This window comes from Acanthopleuribacter pedis, assembly GCF_017377855.1.
Taxonomy (GTDB): Bacteria; Acidobacteriota; Holophagae; order Acanthopleuribacterales; family Acanthopleuribacteraceae; genus Acanthopleuribacter; species Acanthopleuribacter pedis.
Window position 1 is genome coordinate 323,055 of the sequence record NZ_JAFREP010000001.1, and the last position, 18,948, is coordinate 342,002.

Genomic DNA, 18,948 nt, shown 5'->3' on the forward strand with positions numbered 1-18,948 from the left:
GGGGAACCCAGCCGAATCGCAACCCCTTCATCCAGGGTGGAATCAGGCCACGTGAAGCAGGTACGCATCATCGCCCATCACGCCCTCCGACATCCACACCCACCCCAAGCGGAACCATGACCCGGCAAGCAAAACGGCCAATCGCTACCTTGCCACGTGCAACATCCAAAATAGAAAAAGCCCCGCTATATGCGGGGCTTTCTCCTGTATTGCGCGTCAACCGGGAAACCAATAGCAGTTTCATGATAAGCCGGTATCGGGTGATCCATTAGGGATCATGCGGCACACAATTCTCTAGTGATCGTTGACTTCGTCTTCGGCTTCGATGCCGTCTTCGTTGTAGCTGTAAACCACGTTGCCGTACACCATTTTGGTGGTGTGCTCATCGGGGAAGCGATCACTTTCGGGCAGGTACACGTTGCGCTTGGTGATGCCGGAGTAAACGACTTTAAGGCGCTTGAACTTGATGGTGAAGTAGTTGGTCATGTCGCCGCTGACGATGTCGGGGCGGTAGAACAAGACTTCCAGGTCGGGGATTTCAACGTTGTTGAACAAGTGCTGGAAGGTAACCGGGGTGTGTTTGCCCATTTCGGAGACGTAGGTCAAAGGCTGGCGGGAACGTTTGGATTTAACTTTGTTGTCCAATTCGGATACGGGCAGGTTGGAGCTCAGAGCAAGCTCGTGGACACGGATGTCGCACTCGTGGCCGGTTTCAGCTTCTTTGCCGGGAATGTTACCGCAGCGTACAAAAGAATAAACGGTCATTGGGGGTCTCCTCTATAAGTTAACTTCGACGCAAAACTATAAAGCAGGTCCTGTGCCAACTTGGAAAAGGGCGAATCTTACCGGTTTTTGGGTGAATGAGGCGGATTTTGTTTGCGGATCCAAACACCTTGTTTGTCTTTGGTCACAGGATGGTGTTTGCCGCGTTTCCATATGGAACACCCACTATCTTGAATCCAAACAGGTGCGGGCGGCGCTGCTCATTTAGCTAGATAGGCGATGATCAGGGACGCATGCGACAAGGGTTTGCGCGGGTCCTCTAGGTCGGCGTTGGTTTCGTAATCGAGCAGCAGCACGGTGTGTTGCGCGGCGAGGCGGCGCAGTTTGTTGCATTCGGCCTGGAGTTTGTTTTCCAAGACCCAGTGGTACATGGGCAGGTAGATTGTTTTGCGGGCGCTGATGTAATCGAGGTGTTCCTTGCCGTCGACGCCTTTTTGGTGGCCGAGAACCGGCCCGAACTTGCGCACGGTACGTTTCAAACCTTTCATGGTCGTGACGTCGAATTTGGCGCGATCAATGCCGGTTCCTTCGAACACTTTTAACCCCTGCCAAACGCCCTCTACCGAGGCGGCGGTGATGCCGGATGAAAAAGGGACGGGGATATCGCCGTGGGGAAAAAACGGCGAAAACTTTTGCCAGGGCAAGGGACCCTTGGAGGTGACGTCGATGAGCACCGCGTCGGGATAAAGACGTTGGAGGGTTTCCGGCTTCTTGCGGCGGCTTTCAAGGATCAAGGGCATGGTCTCTCCTGTTGGGTGATTGAAGGTGCGTCTTTTGCGTTGGGTTTAAACGCAAAAAAGGCGCCGCGTATGCAGCGCCTTTTTCGAATGTTATCGCTTGAGTCCGGGAAACCGCTTATGGGTTTCTTGGTATATGCCGGTCGCGATGTTGGAACCTTAATCGGTTCAGGGTCTCGGTTTAGTGGTCGTTAACTTCGTCCTCGGCTTCGATGCCGTCTTCGTTGTAGCTGTAAACAACGTTGCCGTACACCATTTTGGTGGTGTGCTCATCGGGGAAGCTGTCGCTTTCGGGCAGGTACACGTTGCGCTTGTTGATGCCGGAGAACACAACTTTGAGGCGTTTGAACTTGATGGTGAAGTAGTTGTTCATGTCACCGCTGACGATGTCGGGGCGGTAGAACAGTACTTCCAGGTCGGGGATTTCGACGTTGTTGAACAGGTGTTGGAAGGTAACGGGCGTGTGCTTGCCCATTTCAGAAACGTAGGTCAGCGGCTGGCGTGAGCGTTTGGACTTAACTTTGTTGTCCAACTCGGAAACGGGCAGGTTTGAGCTGAGCGCCAGCTCATGGACACGGATGTCGGTTTCGTGGCCGGTTTCAGCTTCTTTGCCGGGAATGTTGCCGCAGCGTACAAAGGAATAAACAGTCATTGTGGGGGCTCCTTCTTGGAATATTTTTGACGGGAAGCTTTAGAGCAGAAAGTATGCCGGCTTTGAAAAGGCTGAAAAACGGTTTTTTTTATGCAAAACGGCCCTTTTTTGCGTTTTTCTGTTTGGTATTCCAAACACCCTGTTCGGTATTTGAAAAACGCCGGGCTGGGAGGGGGTGTTTTCGAAACAGACGTTTCGTTCCAGAATGGAACAACCACCCAACTTTTGACGGAACAGACCATCCGCTTTACACTGGTAGCCTCATTTGATGGTTCGAAGCGTGAGGATGTTGTGAGCGAAGATCGGGAATTTGAACGGATGATGGCGGCAATCGGCGTCAAACCCATGGGCGAGGAGGCGGTCCAGCGCCTTGACGATATTGACGAGGCGGATCTGGCCATGTCGTTTACCTTCGCGGACGAGGAACACGCCCGCGTGCCCACGCAACCGCGCGACACGGTGAGCGACGAGGAAAAATCTCTGTTTCTGAACGCGATGCGCAACATGGGCAACACGGTGCCCGATAAAGATAAAGTCGTACGTTCGCACAACAACCCGATTCGTTATGTGAAGCAGCCCAAAAAAGGCGCGGTGGAAACGGGACAGGTGCTCGATTTACACGGCTTGCGTTTGCAGCCCGCGCTAACCAAGCTGCAACAGTTTGTGATCAAAGCCTTTACCCAAGGCGATCAGGTGGTTATGGTGGTTACCGGCAAGGGCAACCACTCCAAAGGCGGCGTTGGCGTGATTCGCCGCGAGGTGGAGCATTGGATTGTGACCCACGGGCGCCGCTTTGTGCGCGCCTACTCCGAGGCACCGCGCGCGTACGGCGGCCGCGGCGCCTTTTTGATTTATCTGCGCGAGGCTTAACTTCGATAAAAGGCACGCAGTTGCGACGCTACATAATCGATGTGCTCGTCTTCCAATAAATGATGGACCGGCAGCGAGAGAATCCGTCGCGCTTGGGCCTCGGTTATCGGCAAAGACCCGCGCGCATAACCCAAAGCCTCGCTGCTGGGTTGCAGATGGATTGGGACCGGGTAGTGAATGGCCGTCGAGATGCCTTGTTCTTTTAGGAACTGCTTGAGTTCGTCGCGGCGTTCAGCCTGAATCACAAACAGATGATAGGTGTCGCGGGCGTTGTCGCGGGGTTGGGGGCACTGGACCAGGTCGGCGATTTGTTCGCGGTAGCGCGATGCGTTGTGACGTCGCCGTTCGATGACGGCCTGGAGCTTTTCGAATTTGGTGTTGAGAATGGCGGCCTGCAGGCTGTCGAGCCGGGAGTTGTAGGCCCAAAAGGCGACGTGGTTGCGTTCCATCAGTCCGTGATTGCGTAATTGGGCGATGCGGTCGGCAAGGTGTTGGTGATGGGTGGTGACGGCACCCGCGTCGCCGGCGGCATTGAGGTTCTTGAGCGGGTGCAGGCTAAAACAGGCGATGTCGCTCATCGAACCGGCCGGTTTGCCCTCGAACAAGGCGCCCGCCGCTTGGGCCGCGTCTTCAATTACCGCCAGGCCGTGTCGCTTGGCGAGCGCGTTAATCGCGGTCATGTCGCAGCAGCGGCCGGTCAGGTGAACCGGCATAATCGCCTTCGTGCGTGGGGTGATCGCGGCTTCGAGCTTGGCGGGATCCAGGTTGTAATCGTCGCCCACGTCGGCAAAAACCGGGACCGCGCCGACCAGGGCGATGCTGGAGGCGGAGGAGACCCAGGAATTGGCCGCGGTGATGACCTCGTCGCCGGGCCCGATGTCCAGGGCCTTGAGGGCCAGGATCAGCGCGTCGGTCCCGTTGGCGACCCCGACCGCGTGTTGTACGCCGCACAAGGCCGCGAAGCGCCGTTCGAATTCACTGACCGGTTCGCCCAAGATGTAACGGCCGGAGCGCAAGGTGGCGTCGACCGCGTCGAGGATTTCTTGGCGCTGCTGCAGGTATTGACCGGGTAGGTCGACGTAGGACACTTTCATAACGGCCTCGGTTGGTTAGGATGCACCATAGAATCCACGCACTTGCGCGATGACGTAGTCCAGTTCTTCATCAGTTAAGTGTTGGTGCGCCGGCAAGGTGATCATGTGGGCCGCTTGGTGTTCGGCAACCGGGAAATCACCCGCGGCGTACCCCAACTTAGCACTGGCGGGTTGCAGGTGGAGCGGGATCGGGTAGTGAATTTTGGCGCTGACACCGGCCTTTTTGAGGTGGGCCAGCAGCGCGTCGCGTTGTTCCACCAACAATATATATAGGTGAAAGACATGCCGTTCGTTGCGCCTGCGCTCGGGAACGGTGATCGCATCAATGTTGGCGAAGGCGGCGTCGTAACGCCGTGCATGCTCGATGCGTTGTTCGGTAATCCAGGAAACGTCTTTGATTAATTCTTGGCCGACCACGGCCTGGAGGCTGTCCAGCCGACTGTTGTAGGCATAAAAGGCGTAGGTATCGCGGTCGTTCATGCCGTGGTTGCGCAGCAGGTGGAGTTGGTCGCGCACCGCTTCCGAATTGGTGGTGATCAAACCGCCGTCACCCCACACGTTGAGGTTCTTGAGCGGGTGTAGGCTAAAAGCGCCGGTCAGACCGATGGTGCCGCAGCGGCGCCCGTCAATCTCGCCGTCGATGGCGGTACAGGAATCCTCGATGATGGTGAAGCCGTGTTTTTCGCTCAAGGCGGTCAGGGCCGTCATGTCGACGGGTTGGCCGGTGTAGTGCACGGGGATCACCGCTTTGGTTTGCGGCGTGATCGCCGCTTCCAACTTGGCCACATCCATGACGTAGCGTTCGTTACAGTCGACGAAACGAATGCGCGCACCCGCCGTTTCGATGGCGCCGGCGGTGGCGACAAAGGTATTGACCGCGGTAATGACCTCGTCACCCGGACCCACGCCCGCCGCTTTCAGCGACAAAAACAAGGCGTCGGTGCCGGAGCCCACACCGACCGCATATTTGGCACCGATAAAATCCGCGAACGTCTGTTCGAAGGTTTCGACGGCGTGGCCCAGGGTTAGCGCGCCGGTTTTCACCAGGGCCCCGATTTTTTCCAAAATGGGTTCTGGGTTGGCAAATTGCTGCTTGAGATAAGAAAAGGAGACCTTCATGGGCGGGAAACCTCCGCGGGCGGAATCGGACCGGATTAGTGCAGGTCGACGGCCTGCATGGTTTTGATATTGAAGTAACGGGCGTCCTCGAATGAGTTCGGCAAAAGCCCGTCGTCAAAAGCTTTTTTGAGGTCGGCGACTGCTTCTTCAATGGTGTGGGTGGCTACAAAACCCAGTTCCCGCGCAATTTTTTGCGAACTCACGTGGTAGGAACGATTGTCGTCCGTCGGGGTTGTCACGATGCCGACATCCTCGCCGATGGCGGCTTTCACCATTTGGGCGATCTCGCGAACCGGGTGGTTTTCGTAGCCGGCGTTGTAAATCTTGCCGGCAACGCGGGTTTTATCCTCGCGCAACAGCTTGATGTAGAGGTCGGTCATATCGGCGATGTGAATGTTGGGGCGCAACTGATCCCCGCCGAAGACTTTGATTTGGCGGTTGTGGTACGCGTGGTTGGTGAGGATGTTGACGATCACATCAAGCCGCTGACGGGGCGAATAACCGCAAACCGTGGCCGGGCGAATGGTGACCGTGGTAAAGCTGTCACTTTGGTATTCGGCCAAAATGGTTTCGCATTCGGCTTTGAAGCGGGAGTAATCCGTGAGCGGTTCGCAGGGCATGTCCTCGGTGACGTTGGGCGTGCTTTTGATGCCGTAGACACTGGAGGAAGATGCGTAAATAAAGCGGTGAACACCGGCGTCCCGCGCGATTTCTACCAGGGGACGGAAGGCGTCGCGGTTAATTGAGCGGCCCAGCTCCGGGTCCAGTTCAAAACTGGGGTCGTTGCTGATGCAGGCCAAATGGATGACTTGGTTGACCCCGACCATGGCCGCTTTTAGCGCCGCTTGGTCGCGGATATCCCCTTTAACCGTGTCGAGGTGGGCTGGATCGCAGCTCTGCAGCACGTCCGCGCCGTACAGCATTAAATCAAAAACGACCACGTCGTAACCGGCGTTGATGAGTTTTGGGACAAGCACCGCCCCAACATAGCCGGCCCCGCCGGTGACCAAAATCTTTTCACGGCTCATGTGGTTCCCTTACCGCGGTGCTGGATAACGCCCTGCAACCCGAACGGTTTTTAAAAAAGCATCAAGACTGGAAACATGGCGCTATTCTAGCAAATGCCGCCGTTTGGTGAAATCGTTCCCGCGGCGCGCGTGCATCGCTTGCGCGTTCCCTTTTCGGCGAGCGCTCGTGTACAATCGCCTTATCCCTTGCACCTAAAGTGAGCGATTCCCGGCGGCGCACCCACGCAACCTGCTGGGCGACAACGTGCAGAGAAAATGCCCGCCCGACGTTCCACGGACGCGTCCCGCGCGGTCCCGGTTGCTTTTCTCAACAGATTCCGCTTCAGCTCTTGGCACAAGACGCGCCAAAACCTGTGGGATTGCCGCCACCCGGATCACCCACTTTAGGTTGACACCATCGGTCCCCCGACTTCGTTTTTCCGAACCCGGCGGCGGCCGGCTTGTGAGCGTAACCCATGGCATCCAACCCCTCGCGACGGCAAAACAACCTCGCCTTTTTGCGGCGCGTCGATCCCGTGTCGGCGGCGCGTTTGGCCGCCCATGCCGAAAAACCCTTTGAAGGCGAACTGGTTCCCGCCAAAAAAGAAGGTTGGACGGTGCGGATCGGCCGCGCCTGGGTCCACAGCAAATACCATCCAGGTCGTGAGGCCGAGCAACTGGTCGCCGCGGAAACGGAGGCCTTGACGGAACTGAACCTGCACTTCGGTTTGGGGCTGGGTTACCTGGTGGCGGCCGACGCCACCTTGCCGGCGGGGGTGCGTTTTGTGTTTGAACCCAACCCCGCGCTTTTGTGGCTTGCCCTGGACGTCTTGGATCTACCCTTGCTGTACGAAGAACGCGGGCTGCGGCTGTTTCTTGATGAATCGGCCTTCGGTGCGGCCCTGGAAGAAGTGTTTGATCGGGGTTTCAACTTCCGGGTGTTTGCGCTGCCGTTTTACCTAAAACACGCGCCCGAGGCTTATGGGCGTTTCCGCGATCTGGTGCGCGCCAAGTTGGAGGCGAGCAAGGTTCGCCAGGTGACCCTCGCCAAAATTTACCCCCATGTGATGCGTAGCTCACTGCGTTCCTTGTGGCAGACCACCGTGTTGCCGTCGGTCGACGGGCTGGTGGGGCAATTGCGCGGCAAGCCGGCCGTGATTCTTGCGGCGGGTCCCTCCTTGGAACGCAACATCAGCGAGCTCAAGCCTTACCGCGACCAAATCCTGTTGTTTGCCGTGGCGCGGGTGATGCGCGCGCTTGAGAAACAGGGTCTGGTTCCCGACTTTCTGGTGCATACCGAGGCCAAGGATTACCGGGCTCAAGTTTACGGGATCAGCGGGTTGGATCGGGTTTGCCTGCTGCTTTCCGACCAATGCCATCCCGATTTTTTTTCGCTACCGGCGGGGCAAACCTTGGTTTATCAAAGTGATACCAACCTGGTGACCGCATGGAAAACCCGTTTTCTGCCGCAACTCAAACAGTTTCGAATCGACAGCGGTGGTTCCGTCGCCACCGAGGCGTTTTCGCTTGCCTTTGCTTTTGGCTGCGATCCCATCGTGCTGGCCGGCCAAGATTTGGCTGTCGCCGGCGCGCGGACCTATATTGACGGCGAACGGAACCGCGCCTTTCCCTACGATCCCGAACACGTGCGTCCGGTGCCCGGCTTTTTTGGACAAGCCGCGACATCCCTCATTCACTACGTCACCTTCATTCACTGGTACGAGGAAGCCGCCGCGGTTCTTCGCGCCCAAGGCAACCCAACCCGACTGTTCAATGCAACGGAAGGTGGCGCGGCACTTTCCGGTTTCACACCGACCCGATTGGTCGCGCTGCTGCACAGCCTTGACGGGGCGGGCCCGACGGGGGTGGGGGAAGCCGTGCGTCGTGCGGCCGCCCGGGTGGGCGTGCTCCCGCGCGCGGCACTCGGCAAGCTGATTCGCCAAACCCGCGACCAAATCGACGAAGCGTTGCAATTTACCGCCGAGTTTGCGACTTTTGCCGCGCGGACCGACACCGACCTCGCCAAACTGGAAGCCCAACCTTTGCGGGACATGACCTTTTTCAGCACCCTCCAGGAACGGTTCGAGTGGTATTGCCAAGCGATTTTCACACTGCTCGATGAAACCCCCTTGGTTGGTGGATTCTGCCACCAGAGCTTGCAAGATCTCCGCGCTTTGCGCCGCCGCTCCCGCCAAATCGACCGGCATCTCGGCGCCGATGCGTTGCTGGACTTGACCCGCCGTGAATTGGCCCAGCTTCAAGATGCGGTGACGCGCATTCAGGAAGCACAAACCCTGATCAATCAAAGCCTGAATGCGTTCCAAAACCGGCTCGAACTGCAGGAGTCGTAGCGGGGTGTTTCAGGAGTTTCATATGAAACACGTGAAACCGGTGTGTTTCATTGAGTGGTGTTGAAACAGGTTCTGTTTTTGACGATCATTAACTTAACCTTATGACGTTAATGTGTTTATCGGCTTTAGTTTCGCTCTGGCGGTCCTGGCACACGACCTGCTCTATCAAGGGTGTGCGCCGGAAACGCGCTTTTGGAAAAAACAGGGAGGCTTCGGATGGAAATACCCCAAGATTGGCTGTTTGCGTTGCTGGGGGGCGTTTTAATCGGTACGGCTGCCGCCGGCCTCATGTGGTTCAACGGGCGTATCGCCGGGATTAGCGGCATTTGGTCGGGGATCTGGTTTGAACGCGGCGACCAAACACCGCGTTTGGTTTTTGTTGCAGGCCTTCTGGTTGGCGGCCTGCTGTTGACCTTTTTGTTTCCCGCCGCGATCCCCGATCTTTCGCAAATGGGTTTGGCGCGTTTGGCCGCCGCGGGTTTGCTCGTCGGCATCGGGACCCGCTTGGGCAGCGGCTGTACCAGTGGCCACGGTGTCTGTGGTTTGGCGCGTTTTTCCGTGCGTTCCTTGGTTGCGACCGCCACCTTTATGGCGGCGGGGTTTGCCACGGTTTTTGTGCTCGGTCGTTTGACGGATTGGGTTTAACCCGCATTTCTCACAAGGCTTTCTGCTTCTCGCGACCAATCCTTGTGAGAAATGCGGGTTAGGGGGACGGATGATGGCATATGTGAGTACCTTCTTTATGGGGTTGTTGTTTGCGGTCGGCCTGGGGGTTTCGGGGATGACGCGGCCGGAAAAAGTGATTGGTTTTCTCGATCTAACCGGAAATTGGGACCCGTCTTTGGCTTTTGTCATGGGTGGGGCTTTGATGGTCAACGGCATTGCCTGGCGCTTTATCAAGCCGCGTGGTCGCTCATATTTCGGCGATCCTTTTTCGCTGCCGAGAAGCCAACAGGTGGATGTCCGTTTGATAGCCGGTGCGACGCTTTTCGGCATGGGTTGGGGTGTTGGCGGCATCTGCCCCGGTCCGGCGCTGACCTCGCTGGCTTTTTTCTCGCCCGGGGTGGTGGTGTTCGTGACCGCGATGACGCTGGGCATGGTTGTCGGCAATGCCGCACGGCCCCAAACGAGCGAGGCGAGACCCAAAACCGGAGAGGTCGGGGTGCGTTAGCGAGGTGGAAATGTGAGGTTTTGTGAGAAAAGTGTGAGGTGATTTGACGCCTTTTGGTGGCTGCTTATCAGGTGAAATTTCGGGAATTCCTTTACATGTGCCGTGGCGCTTGTAAAATATGATGAGAATTTTGTTAACGATTTTGCCGAGGATACAGCGTTCCGCTCTTGGGGATTTTATGGTTCCTCGACCAATTGCGTTTCCCTGGGAGCACGACCATGACTCATGATCCATTCAAGAAAATCAACGGTATCGGACCCGCGTTGCAGGGCCACTTAAAGCAGATTGGCGTCCATACCGTGGCTGATTTGGCCGCGGCGCGGCCCGCGGATCTGGCCAAAATTCGCGGGATTGGCCCGGCCAAAGCCGTTCGTTTGGTGGGCTTGGCGCAGGAGGTGCTCGAAGCCGAGGCGGCCGAGCCGGTAGCTCCCGAGCCTGCACAAATCGCTGAAACCCCGCTTGTTGCGGCCCCTGAACCGGATAAGACCGCCGTCGGGGCGGCAGAAACGGCGGCGCCTGAACAAACCGCCGCGGCGTCGATGGCTGCACCCGAGGAAGTTGCCGATGAGGAAGCCGCGGCGCCGATGTCCGAGCCGATTGATGCACCATCGGACGAGCCGGAAATAACGGAACCCGAAGTGTCTGAGCCGGAAGCAGCAGCGGCGAAAAACGAACCCGCGCCGGGGGAAGCAGAAGCGGCGAACAACGAACCCGCTCAGGTTGAAGAAGAAGCGAAAGCGGAAGAACCGGTGGTTGAAGCGGTTCCCCTGGCGCCTGCACCGGTAAAAAAAGCGGACAAAGCCAAAAAGAAGAAGAACAAAGCGCCGGCCAACGTCAAAGAAGCAGATCAAGAACCGGCCAAAGAAAAGGCTAAAAAGAAAGCGGACAAAACATCGGCCAAAGAAAAAGCCAAAAAGAAGGCGGACAAGCCGGTAAAAGAAAAGGCTAAAAAGAAAGCGGACAAAACATCGGCCAAAGAAAAAGCCAAAAAGAAGGCGGACAAGCCGGTAAAAGAAAAGGCTAAAAAGAAAGCGGACAAAACATCGGCCAAAGAAAAAGCCAAAAAGAAGGCGGACGAGCCGGCCAAAGAAAAGGCTAAAAAGAAAGCGGACAAAGCATCGGCCAAAGAAAAGACCAAGAAGAAGGGTGACAAGCCGGTAAAAGAAAAGGCTAAAAAGAAAGCGGACAAAGCATCGGCCAAAGAAAAGACCAAGAAGAAGGTGGACAAAACGGCGGCTAAAGAAAAAGCCAAGAAGAAGGCCGGTAAAAAGAAATAGAGGGTTCGACCTCCCGAACAAACCGATCCAATGATTTTGCCCGCTTCGGCATTCCCGGGGGTGAGCCGTTCCACGCCTCGCCCACATTCCGCTTTTTTCTGGGAAAGCGCGAGGAGAAAGCTGAAAGATCCGGCCCCAAATCCTTGTATTCCAAGGCTTGGCCATTCGACCGCCCGTGTCGGCGGGCGGCCGGCGCGGCGGATCGATGGTTGTCACAACGGGGTGTCACCGAAGGCGGTCGCGACCCTGCCCCGTTCCCACGCGTTTTCCATCTTGCTCTCCTAAATAAGAACGGCTGTAATTGGACCGTAACCTGCTATATCTTACGCGGAGCGTGCATCGTGGAAATTGTAACGGTTCCTTGTTTACGCGATAACTTTGCCTACCTGATCATTTGCCCCGAGACCCGTCAGGCCGGGGTGGTGGATCCCTCCGAAGCCGACCCGGTTTTGGCGGCCGTCGAAAAGGCCGGGGTCACCTTAACCGCGATTCTGACAACCCACCATCATTGGGATCATGTCGGCGGTAACAAAAAGTTGGTTCAAACCTTTCCCGATCTGGTGGTTTACGGTTTTGGTGCGGATCGCGACCGCATTCCCAAACAAACGGTGTTTTTGGAAGAAGGCGATGCGGTTCGGATCGGTAACTTGGTCGGTTCGATCAGCCATAATCCCGGTCATACCACCGGCGCAATCACTTATTACTTCGGGGACGCGGCCTTTACCGGCGATACCTTGTTCGCCGCGGGTTGCGGTCGTTTGTTTGAAGGGGACGCCGCGGACATGAAACGCTCGTTGAACGATGTGATCGGCAGCCGGCCCGCGACCACCCGCTTATTTTTCGGGCATGAATATACCGCTTCCAACCTTGCCTTCGCGCTCAGCGTTGAGCCTGACAACACCGCGGTTCAAGAGAAGTTGGCCTGGGCACGGGAATGTGGCGATAAGGGTGTGTTTACCACCCCGAGCACGGTGGCGGATGAGTGGGCCACCAATCCCTTTATGCGTTTGGACAGTCCGGCGATTCACGCGACCGTGAAACGCGAGGAGCCCGACAACGATCTGAGCCCGGTTTCGGTGTTGCGCGTGTTGCGCGCCATGAAAGACAATTTTTAGTGCGTTTCGTTGGGTTTACTTAGGCAGGGTCTGGTCCCGCATTCCTAATGCGGCCAGATCCCATTCGCGATGGCGGGCGATATTCTCGAACTGATGGGCGGGTAGGGGTTCGGTAAATAGGAATCCCTGCACCAAGTCACATTCGCAAGACGAGAAAAAGCCGAGTTGTTCGACGTTTTCGACACCCTCGCCCACGACATTCAGATCCAACTTATGGGCGAGGTCGGTGATGGCTTGGCAAATGCGGGTGGTGTTTTGGTCGTGTTCGGATTTTGCCAAGAAGGCGCGGTCCAGTTTGACCGAGTTTACCGGGAACTGGGTTAACCAATCGAGGGGCGAGGCGCTCCCGCCGAAATGGTCGATCACGAGCTTGACTTTAAGTTGGGCGATTTGTTTGAAGAATGCCTGGTGGCGGTGGCTGTTGGCGATGCAGTCGGCATCGACCTCAAGGGCCAGATCCTGGGGCGGAAATTTTTGTTCATCGAGTACGCCGGCGAGCACGTCGCAGAACTGTTCATCCAAACACTGGCGCGACGACAGATTGATGTTGAGGTTTAGGCGCGGCAATCCCTGTTCACGCCATTGGTTCACCTGTCCGCATGCCTGACGGACGACCCACATGCCGATGGGTGAGATCAGGCCGCTGGTTTCGGCCAGCTCGAGAAAGGCCTCGGGTAGCAGGAGCCCGTGTTGGGGGTGTTGCCAGCGCAGCAGCGCTTCAACCGCGACAATGCGGCCGGTTTCGGGATCGATTAGCGGTTGGTAAAATACTCGGAACTCATTTTTATCCAGCGCCTTAGGTAGGTCTTTGGCCAGGCTGATGCGCCGGGTCGTGTCGATACTGAGGCGTTTGTTGTAGAAGCGGAAGGTGTTGTCACTGTAGTCTTTGGCGGCGTACATAGCGGTATCGGCGAACTGGAGCAGTTCCTCGGCGTTGCGCCCGTCGTCGGGATAAACCGAGATGCCGATACTGCCGGAGATCGAGACTTCTTCCCCGTCTAGTGCGAAGGGTTCCTTCAACCGCTTGAGGATTTTTTCGGCGACCCGTTCGGCACCGTCACGGTCGCTGAGGTCGCTCAGGACCGCGATAAATTCATCGCCGCCCAGCCGGGCGACGGTGTCGCTCTCACGCATGCAGCCCTCAAAGCGTCGCGCGGCGATTTGTAGGAGTTTGTCGCCGCAACGGTGACCCAAAAAATCGTTAACCCATTTGAAACGGTTGAGATCGATAAAAAGGACGGCCAATTTGCCGCCGCGGCGTGCGACCATCTTGGTTGCCTGGCTGAGGCGGTCAAAAAACAAAACACGGTTGGGAAGGTTGGTGAGCGGGTCGTAGTTGGCACGGCGGAAGTTCTCTTCCTCGACGGTCTTGCGGGCGGTAATGTCCTTCATGGTGCCGGCGACGGCAAGGCAGCGCCCGTTGGGATCGCTGCTAAGCGCGTGTACCGACACGGCCAGCCACTGGTAGGCGGGTGGTTCCATTTGGAAACGAATCTCGATTTCGAGTTGGTTCGTGTCGCCGTTGAGCAGTTGTCGCAGTTGGCGAACCAGCCGCGTGCCGTCGGCGGGATGGATTCGGCGGCGGAACCACAGCCAAAAAAATTTGAGCTCTGGGATCAAGCCCTTTTCACGGGCAAGGTAATGGCCGCAGTTGGGACAAATAAAACCGCGGCTGAGGTCGGTTGCCAATTCGAAAAAACCGGTACCGCCGGCACGGAGTGCGGTGGCAAAACGGAGTTCCCGTTTTGAGAGCGGCACAAACTTTTGTGAGCGGTGTTTTGCGATCAGACGCAGTTCCATGCGCAATAGGTTCAAGTAGGCGAAGGCGTCGTCTTTGACCAGGTAGCTGCCTTTGGTTTGGGTTAAAACATGCTCCAGGTGATCGCGTTGGCCGGGGGTGCTCAGGTAAAAAAGGCGGGCCCAGACCTGGCGTTCGGCCACGGCAAGGTAAGGTGCACCGACGGTGACGTCCAGGAGCATGACATCGTAAATTGGCCGGAGGGTGTGGGCTTCCAACGATGCCGCGGGCACGACATCGAAATGGACGCGGAAGGGGAGGAGGTCGGCGGCGATTTGGTCGATGGCGGCGACCATGGCGTTCCGGTGGACCGGTTGATGCTCGCAGAGCAGAACGTTGATGGTGTTTTCTTCCATAAGCGATACCTTCGAAGCACAAGCCGTGCAAGCAACTGCTGAGCCCATGGTTGGCCGCGGCGGGGGATCGCAAAACGGCGGGAACCAATTGCCGAAGGGGCAATGAGCAAGCGACCCCGAGGGAGACGGTCGGTTGGCGTGGTCCCGGGGCTTAACTAAGGATGATTGGGTGCACACTTCGACCTGGGGTGTCTGGTACACCGAGTTTCCTAAGGTGGCTCATGGCAAAAGTGCAAAAATGCTTCGATGTGAAGCTGCATCCATAACGGCAATCAAAAGGCAAGGACATTAAGTTGATGGGCAAGTTGGGCAAACTTCGAGGGGTGACTAGAATATATAGCAAAATAATCAAGGGTTGTGTGTAAATTGTGAATCGCCCGGCAAAGGCGGTGATCTGGTTGTATTTTCGTGTTTTTAGTTTTTTTTGCGGGTGTTTAATTTAGTTTGATTCTTTTGCGTGTGCGGATTCTTCTCATTGGTATTTTTGATGGTGGGATAATCCTTTGTTTGATGAAGATAACACAAAGAATTTCCGTGGCTCGATCATTGTTTTTCCCATTAAGGGTCATCGTCATTGCGGCGATGGCTTGGGTGCCCGGCTTCCTGAGTATTTGTCCTGGACAAGCCCCCGCCGCCACAAGGGTGTCGATCAATACTTGGTTTCTCGCGTGATGTGCCGATACGTATCCGCAAAGATTCTTTCCCGAGGGGAGCCCCGATGGCCCGCCAATTCTCGTTACCACCCCATCAAAGCAACTACCGGCGTACGGTTGTTTTGGGCGATCTCCACGGCGATCTGGATGTGATGCTGCGGAGTCTTGCCGCCAAAAACATCCTGCGCTTCGACGGCTCCCTCGGTTCGGTCCTGACCTTGATTCGCCAAAATATGGATGCCGCGTGGGTGCCTGAATTCGAGGCAATGGTCGTTCCCCAAACGCCGCGTATCCAGCTGATCCTGTTGGGGGATTTGCTGGATCGCTACCACCACGGCTACCACCTGATCCAGTTCCTCAAACACATTCGCTGGCGACGGTTCGGCATTGATTTTGTCTGCCTGATGGGGAACCACGACCTTCACAACCTCCAGTTCTTCACCAATCCCTTCGCCGTTTTCCAAATGTACAAGGAATCCGAACATCTCCAAATGGATGTGATGGACTTCATCGGTCGCATGGGCCTCATTCAAAGCATGGTCAGTTTCCTCGACCTTCACCGCGAGGAATTGGTGACCCTGCAACAGCAGTTCTACCGCGAGGGCCGTTTGGCTTTTCCGCTGGGAACCGGCAGCGAGGCTCACTTTTCCTACGGCTGCGATCTCTCGGTGCTCGCGCGCGAGACCTACGAATCCTGGGAGGATGTCTGGAATACCCTCGGCGAGGTGGCCGCGGCGCGTGGGTTTTCTTTTGAAGAACGCGGTAGTTGGCAGCAAACCCTTGCCGATTTCAGCCGACAACTCAGCCACAGTTTGTTTGGCGTCGACGGTTGGAATGTGTGGGACCTGTTGCCGCCCTGGCTGGAAACTTGTGGAAACCAAGATGGTTACGATCCGAGGTTGCGTTTTGCCAACGCGGTGGTGGCGTGCGACGACGGCCTGCAGCCCCGGCGTTTTATGCTGCTGGACTGGCGCATCATCGCCATGGTCTGGCGGCAACACTACGGTGATTTTTTCCGGGGCTTGTCCGTGATGTACTTGGAAGGCAACACCCTGTTTGTTCACGGCGGCCTTTCACCCCAAACCCTCTTGGATCAATTTGGTTTCGGGGTTTTGCACAATTTGGTGGCGCAGCAGTTTCACAGCTCCGAGGACCCGCGCCGATTTGGGTTGGTGCGCGCGGTGGCGCGGCTCAATCGCTTGAGCCGGCAGGTCATCGACAACGCGCTGGGTGACGTGACCTTTCGCTCGAACAGCGGCAGCGAACTAATTGACGGGATCGGCAGCCGCCGCGGCGGGCGGGCCGGCTTCACCCAATTTGGCGGTCCTTTTTGGGCCGATTTTGATTTCGTGAACCAAATGACCCATCAAAACGATCAAATCCGCGGTTTATACCGAGCCTTCGTCCAAGCGGTCGGCCTTCGTCGCGTGATCTGCGGACATACGCGTTTCGAGGAGCCAGGAAAACCTGAGTTACGCTATCTGCGGCTCAAGGTGATGCGTGGCATCGGGCTCGACTACATCTGCGTCGACAACAGTTGTTCACGCGGTTACCGCTTGGAATCGGTGCTCAACGGCATCGAGATCGACGAATTGGGTGAAATCACCGACCCCGGCGAAATGCGTTAGCCCGATCACCTTGGTCAAGGCATGGGCTACCCATTTCGCTTTTCGCTCATGTCGGTGACGGGTTTGCAGAGGAAATGGACGTTCAAGCGGCCGAGTCTTTTCTGAGAATCGCGAAGCAACGGCAATCAGTGGTCGATCATTGTGCGTTAATTGGGTACCCGTTGAAAAACTCGGTTCTAGCAAGCACTGTTTTACGTTTGAACCTAAGAAGCGCTAAAGCGTTGGGTTTTCGCTAAAAATTGGGATCAAAACGGATTGGGGGAATCGGGCCGGGGGCGCGCACGACGCGCACCCATTGGGTGCGGTAAGCATGTTCACGGGCCGTTGCAGCCCAGAGATTTGGCGAAAGTCACCGCGAGTTATCGCGCTTCATAGGTTGAAGGCTAAACGTTTATTAAGCAACTCGGTATGAGTCTCCAGGGAAGCTATTTTAATACAGGTGTTTACGGGAGGGCGAGCGCCGCAAAGTTCCTTCCCTGACGGTGCAGCGTTTATTGATTAACTGTGATGCAATTCAGGGGGCACATGAAACGGAATGCTTCACCTCAAATGGTTCTGGTGAACAAAGCCAGGTTCTTTATCGCCAGAATGTTGCCGACGGGTTTATTCGAATGTTTATTAACGGAAAACCTTGGATTCATATGAATCACTTTTATGATGCCGGCCCCGATACACGCGTATGTTTATGGAAGCGGCTCCCCCCGACCGGCAACAGGTTTAGCGCGTCAGCAACGGCCTCAAGAAACGCTCCAAGAAAAAATCGGGGCTTCCCAACCGAGCAAGTTGGCTGGGTCCCTTTCATTTTTTCTCTCCGCTTGCGCTGGATTGGGTGGCTCCGGCCTCTTGGACTCCTGATGTTTGAAAAGCGCGGCAACAGTGGCAGCGGAAATCAGGTAATTCGAGAAGCTGCTCGCCTTTCTTTGGCGACATTGTGAAACCTAAGAAGCGCGATAATTCGCGGTGATTTTAGCTAAACCTCTGGGCTGCAACGGCCTGTAAATATGCTCACCGCACCCAGCGGGTGCGGTCGGGTGCGACCTCGGTTTGTTTTTCCAAGCCATTTCGCTCCAGATTTTTAGCCAAAATCCGACGCTTCAGCGCCTTTTAGGTAAAAACCAAATGCCGGCAATCATGACCACGCGATTGCGAGCCCATCTTTGTGATCAGTGATTAGCGCGGAAATTCGGTGTTCTTGTTAATTTTCGAAGGTGCCGAATTTAGGCTTGCAATAGTAAACTCCCAAGTGTTCAACGTCTTCTCGGTTTAAATCTCCAAAGACAAAGAGATCATCTTTAAATCCCATCAATGGTAAACCGACTTCGAGCGCTGTAAGCGTTTTTTTAGATTTTCTATCGGAAACCACGTAGAAACGATACCGATCTGTCTCCATGTGGCGCCTTGACCATGATGTGATGAAGAAGTGTTTATGGATAAAAATGTCGAAGAGTTGTGTGTGGCTCTTTGTGCATGGGTGATCGCTTTGCCGGCACTTCTTCTTCATTCGTCTCTTCAAGCCGGTGGTGGATGATTGTCAACTTGGGATGTCGTACCTCAAATTCATCGACCTTCATTCCACTTGTATCAAAGATAGAAAATCGGTTCCCGAGGGCATGTGCCATTACCAATTCATGCTGATTGATGACTGCGCCCTGTACAAACGAATAATACGTTGGCCCTGTGATTTTTTGAATCTTCTCAATGACAAGTCCTTGTGTGTCAATAAGAAAACCTTGATAAGGTTCGCCTTTATACTGTCCTGATCCAACCAGGTATAATAGAGTTTTTCCGTCTGCTTCTACTACATGAAAGCTTGAAGGCACTGGCAGGTGGTTAATCTTGATTGTGTTGATAAGTGTGTCGTCCTTGAAGACGTGAAAAAGGTGACGAAATTGGTCGAGTATATAAACATGTCCCTTTGAATCTGTTTTCGCCATGGACGGACGACCAAACTCACCTGGGCCTTGCCCTTTTCCCCCTACTTGGTTGATCACTTTTCCGGTGTTATCAAACTCCACGATGGTTTTATCAAAGGAATCGATAGCGAAAAGACGGTCATGATCATACACAATATAGCTTGGAATAAGTGGGCTTCCGTCTTCAGTCTTGAAAGATTGAAAATCTACAATCTCAAAGTGTTTCTCGAGTTGCTCTATGGAGCTCGGATTTTGAAGGACACACAAAGAGAGCATGTAAAAAAGTATCATAAGAGCCTCGTAAGTAGGGTGCCGTGGGTGTAGCATTTTCTTATTATGTCACGTTCTGAAGGCGCGCCGAGCCTGTCGGCGCGCTCAGTCCGCGGAGGCTAAGATTGGTTACCTAATCAGAGCATTTAATCTA

15 protein-coding genes are annotated in these 18,948 nt (G+C 55.6%); 7 read left to right on the plus strand and 8 right to left on the minus strand.

Annotation, left to right across the window (positions count from 1 at the left end; genetic code table 11):
- Positions 1 to 294 precede the first annotated feature (294 nt).
- The 3 genes from J3U88_RS01075 to J3U88_RS01085 all read right to left on the minus strand — a co-directional run bounded on the left by J3U88_RS01075 (position 295) and on the right by J3U88_RS01085 (position 2,172).
- Entirely contained in the window at positions 295 to 765 is a 471-nt protein-coding gene (locus J3U88_RS01075; RefSeq protein WP_207856267.1) for a type VI secretion system tube protein Hcp, read from the minus strand.
- Between the two features lie 218 nt (positions 766 to 983).
- A complete protein-coding gene (locus J3U88_RS01080) occupies positions 984 to 1,523 on the minus strand; it encodes a DUF6939 family protein (RefSeq protein WP_207856268.1) in 540 nt (179 codons plus the stop codon).
- Between the two features lie 178 nt (positions 1,524 to 1,701).
- On the minus strand, positions 1,702 to 2,172 hold the full coding sequence (locus J3U88_RS01085) for a type VI secretion system tube protein Hcp (protein ID WP_207856269.1): 471 nt from the start codon (positions 2,170 to 2,172) through the stop codon (positions 1,702 to 1,704).
- Positions 2,173 to 2,463: 291 nt separating this feature from the next.
- On the opposite strand from J3U88_RS01085, the gene J3U88_RS34900 reads away from it, so the two are divergent.
- A complete protein-coding gene (locus J3U88_RS34900) occupies positions 2,464 to 3,042 on the plus strand; it encodes a Smr/MutS family protein (protein ID WP_207856270.1) in 579 nt (192 codons plus the stop codon).
- On the opposite strand, the gene J3U88_RS01095 is transcribed toward J3U88_RS34900, so the two are convergent.
- From J3U88_RS01095 to J3U88_RS01105, 3 genes are read right to left on the minus strand one after another with little or no spacing between them, the layout of a single operon-like run.
- Complete coding sequence (locus J3U88_RS01095) at positions 3,039 to 4,136, minus strand: DegT/DnrJ/EryC1/StrS family aminotransferase (protein ID WP_207856271.1); 1,098 nt, start codon at positions 4,134 to 4,136, stop codon at positions 3,039 to 3,041. The two genes, J3U88_RS34900 and J3U88_RS01095, sit on opposite strands and share 4 nt — an antisense overlap.
- 15 nt (positions 4,137 to 4,151) lie before the next feature.
- Positions 4,152 to 5,255 (minus strand): DegT/DnrJ/EryC1/StrS family aminotransferase, encoded by a 1,104-nt coding sequence (locus tag J3U88_RS01100; protein ID WP_207856272.1) that lies wholly within the window; start codon positions 5,253 to 5,255, stop codon positions 4,152 to 4,154.
- Between the two features lie 35 nt (positions 5,256 to 5,290).
- On the minus strand, positions 5,291 to 6,283 hold the full coding sequence (locus J3U88_RS01105; RefSeq protein ID WP_207856273.1) for an NAD-dependent epimerase/dehydratase family protein: 993 nt from the start codon (positions 6,281 to 6,283) through the stop codon (positions 5,291 to 5,293).
- Between the two features lie 455 nt (positions 6,284 to 6,738).
- On the opposite strand from J3U88_RS01105, the gene J3U88_RS01110 reads away from it, so the two are divergent.
- The 5 genes from J3U88_RS01110 (at position 6,739) to gloB (ending at position 12,176) form a co-directional block, all read left to right on the plus strand.
- Positions 6,739 to 8,613, plus strand: a complete 1,875-nt coding sequence (locus tag J3U88_RS01110; RefSeq protein WP_207856274.1) for a motility associated factor glycosyltransferase family protein — start codon at positions 6,739 to 6,741, stop codon at positions 8,611 to 8,613.
- A 216-nt stretch (positions 8,614 to 8,829) separates the two neighbouring features.
- Positions 8,830 to 9,258 carry a YeeE/YedE family protein gene (locus tag J3U88_RS01115; protein ID WP_207856275.1) on the plus strand — a complete coding sequence of 143 codons (429 nt, stop codon included), beginning with the start codon at positions 8,830 to 8,832 and terminating at the stop codon, positions 9,256 to 9,258.
- Between the two features lie 70 nt (positions 9,259 to 9,328).
- Positions 9,329 to 9,784 carry a DUF6691 family protein gene (locus J3U88_RS01120; RefSeq protein WP_207856276.1) on the plus strand — a complete coding sequence of 152 codons (456 nt, stop codon included), beginning with the start codon at positions 9,329 to 9,331 and terminating at the stop codon, positions 9,782 to 9,784.
- Between the two features lie 167 nt (positions 9,785 to 9,951).
- Positions 9,952 to 11,061: a helix-hairpin-helix domain-containing protein gene (locus tag J3U88_RS01125; protein WP_207856277.1), complete on the plus strand. Its 1,110-nt coding sequence runs from the start codon at positions 9,952 to 9,954 to the stop codon at positions 11,059 to 11,061.
- A gap of 341 nt (positions 11,062 to 11,402) precedes the next feature.
- Complete coding sequence (gene gloB / locus J3U88_RS01130) at positions 11,403 to 12,176, plus strand: hydroxyacylglutathione hydrolase (protein ID WP_207856278.1); 774 nt, start codon at positions 11,403 to 11,405, stop codon at positions 12,174 to 12,176.
- Positions 12,177 to 12,191: 15 nt separating this feature from the next.
- On the opposite strand, the gene J3U88_RS01135 is transcribed toward gloB, so the two are convergent.
- Positions 12,192 to 14,330, minus strand: a complete 2,139-nt coding sequence (locus tag J3U88_RS01135) for a putative bifunctional diguanylate cyclase/phosphodiesterase (RefSeq protein ID WP_207856279.1) — start codon at positions 14,328 to 14,330, stop codon at positions 12,192 to 12,194.
- Positions 14,331 to 15,048: 718 nt separating this feature from the next.
- On the opposite strand from J3U88_RS01135, the gene J3U88_RS01140 reads away from it, so the two are divergent.
- Positions 15,049 to 16,611 carry a metallophosphoesterase gene (locus tag J3U88_RS01140; RefSeq protein WP_207856280.1) on the plus strand — a complete coding sequence of 521 codons (1,563 nt, stop codon included), beginning with the start codon at positions 15,049 to 15,051 and terminating at the stop codon, positions 16,609 to 16,611.
- Positions 16,612 to 18,035: 1,424 nt separating this feature from the next.
- Here the strand turns inward: J3U88_RS01140 and J3U88_RS01145 are convergent.
- Positions 18,036 to 18,815, minus strand: a complete 780-nt coding sequence (locus tag J3U88_RS01145; protein ID WP_207856281.1) for a 6-bladed beta-propeller — start codon at positions 18,813 to 18,815, stop codon at positions 18,036 to 18,038.
- Between the last annotated feature and the right edge of the window lie 133 nt (positions 18,816 to 18,948).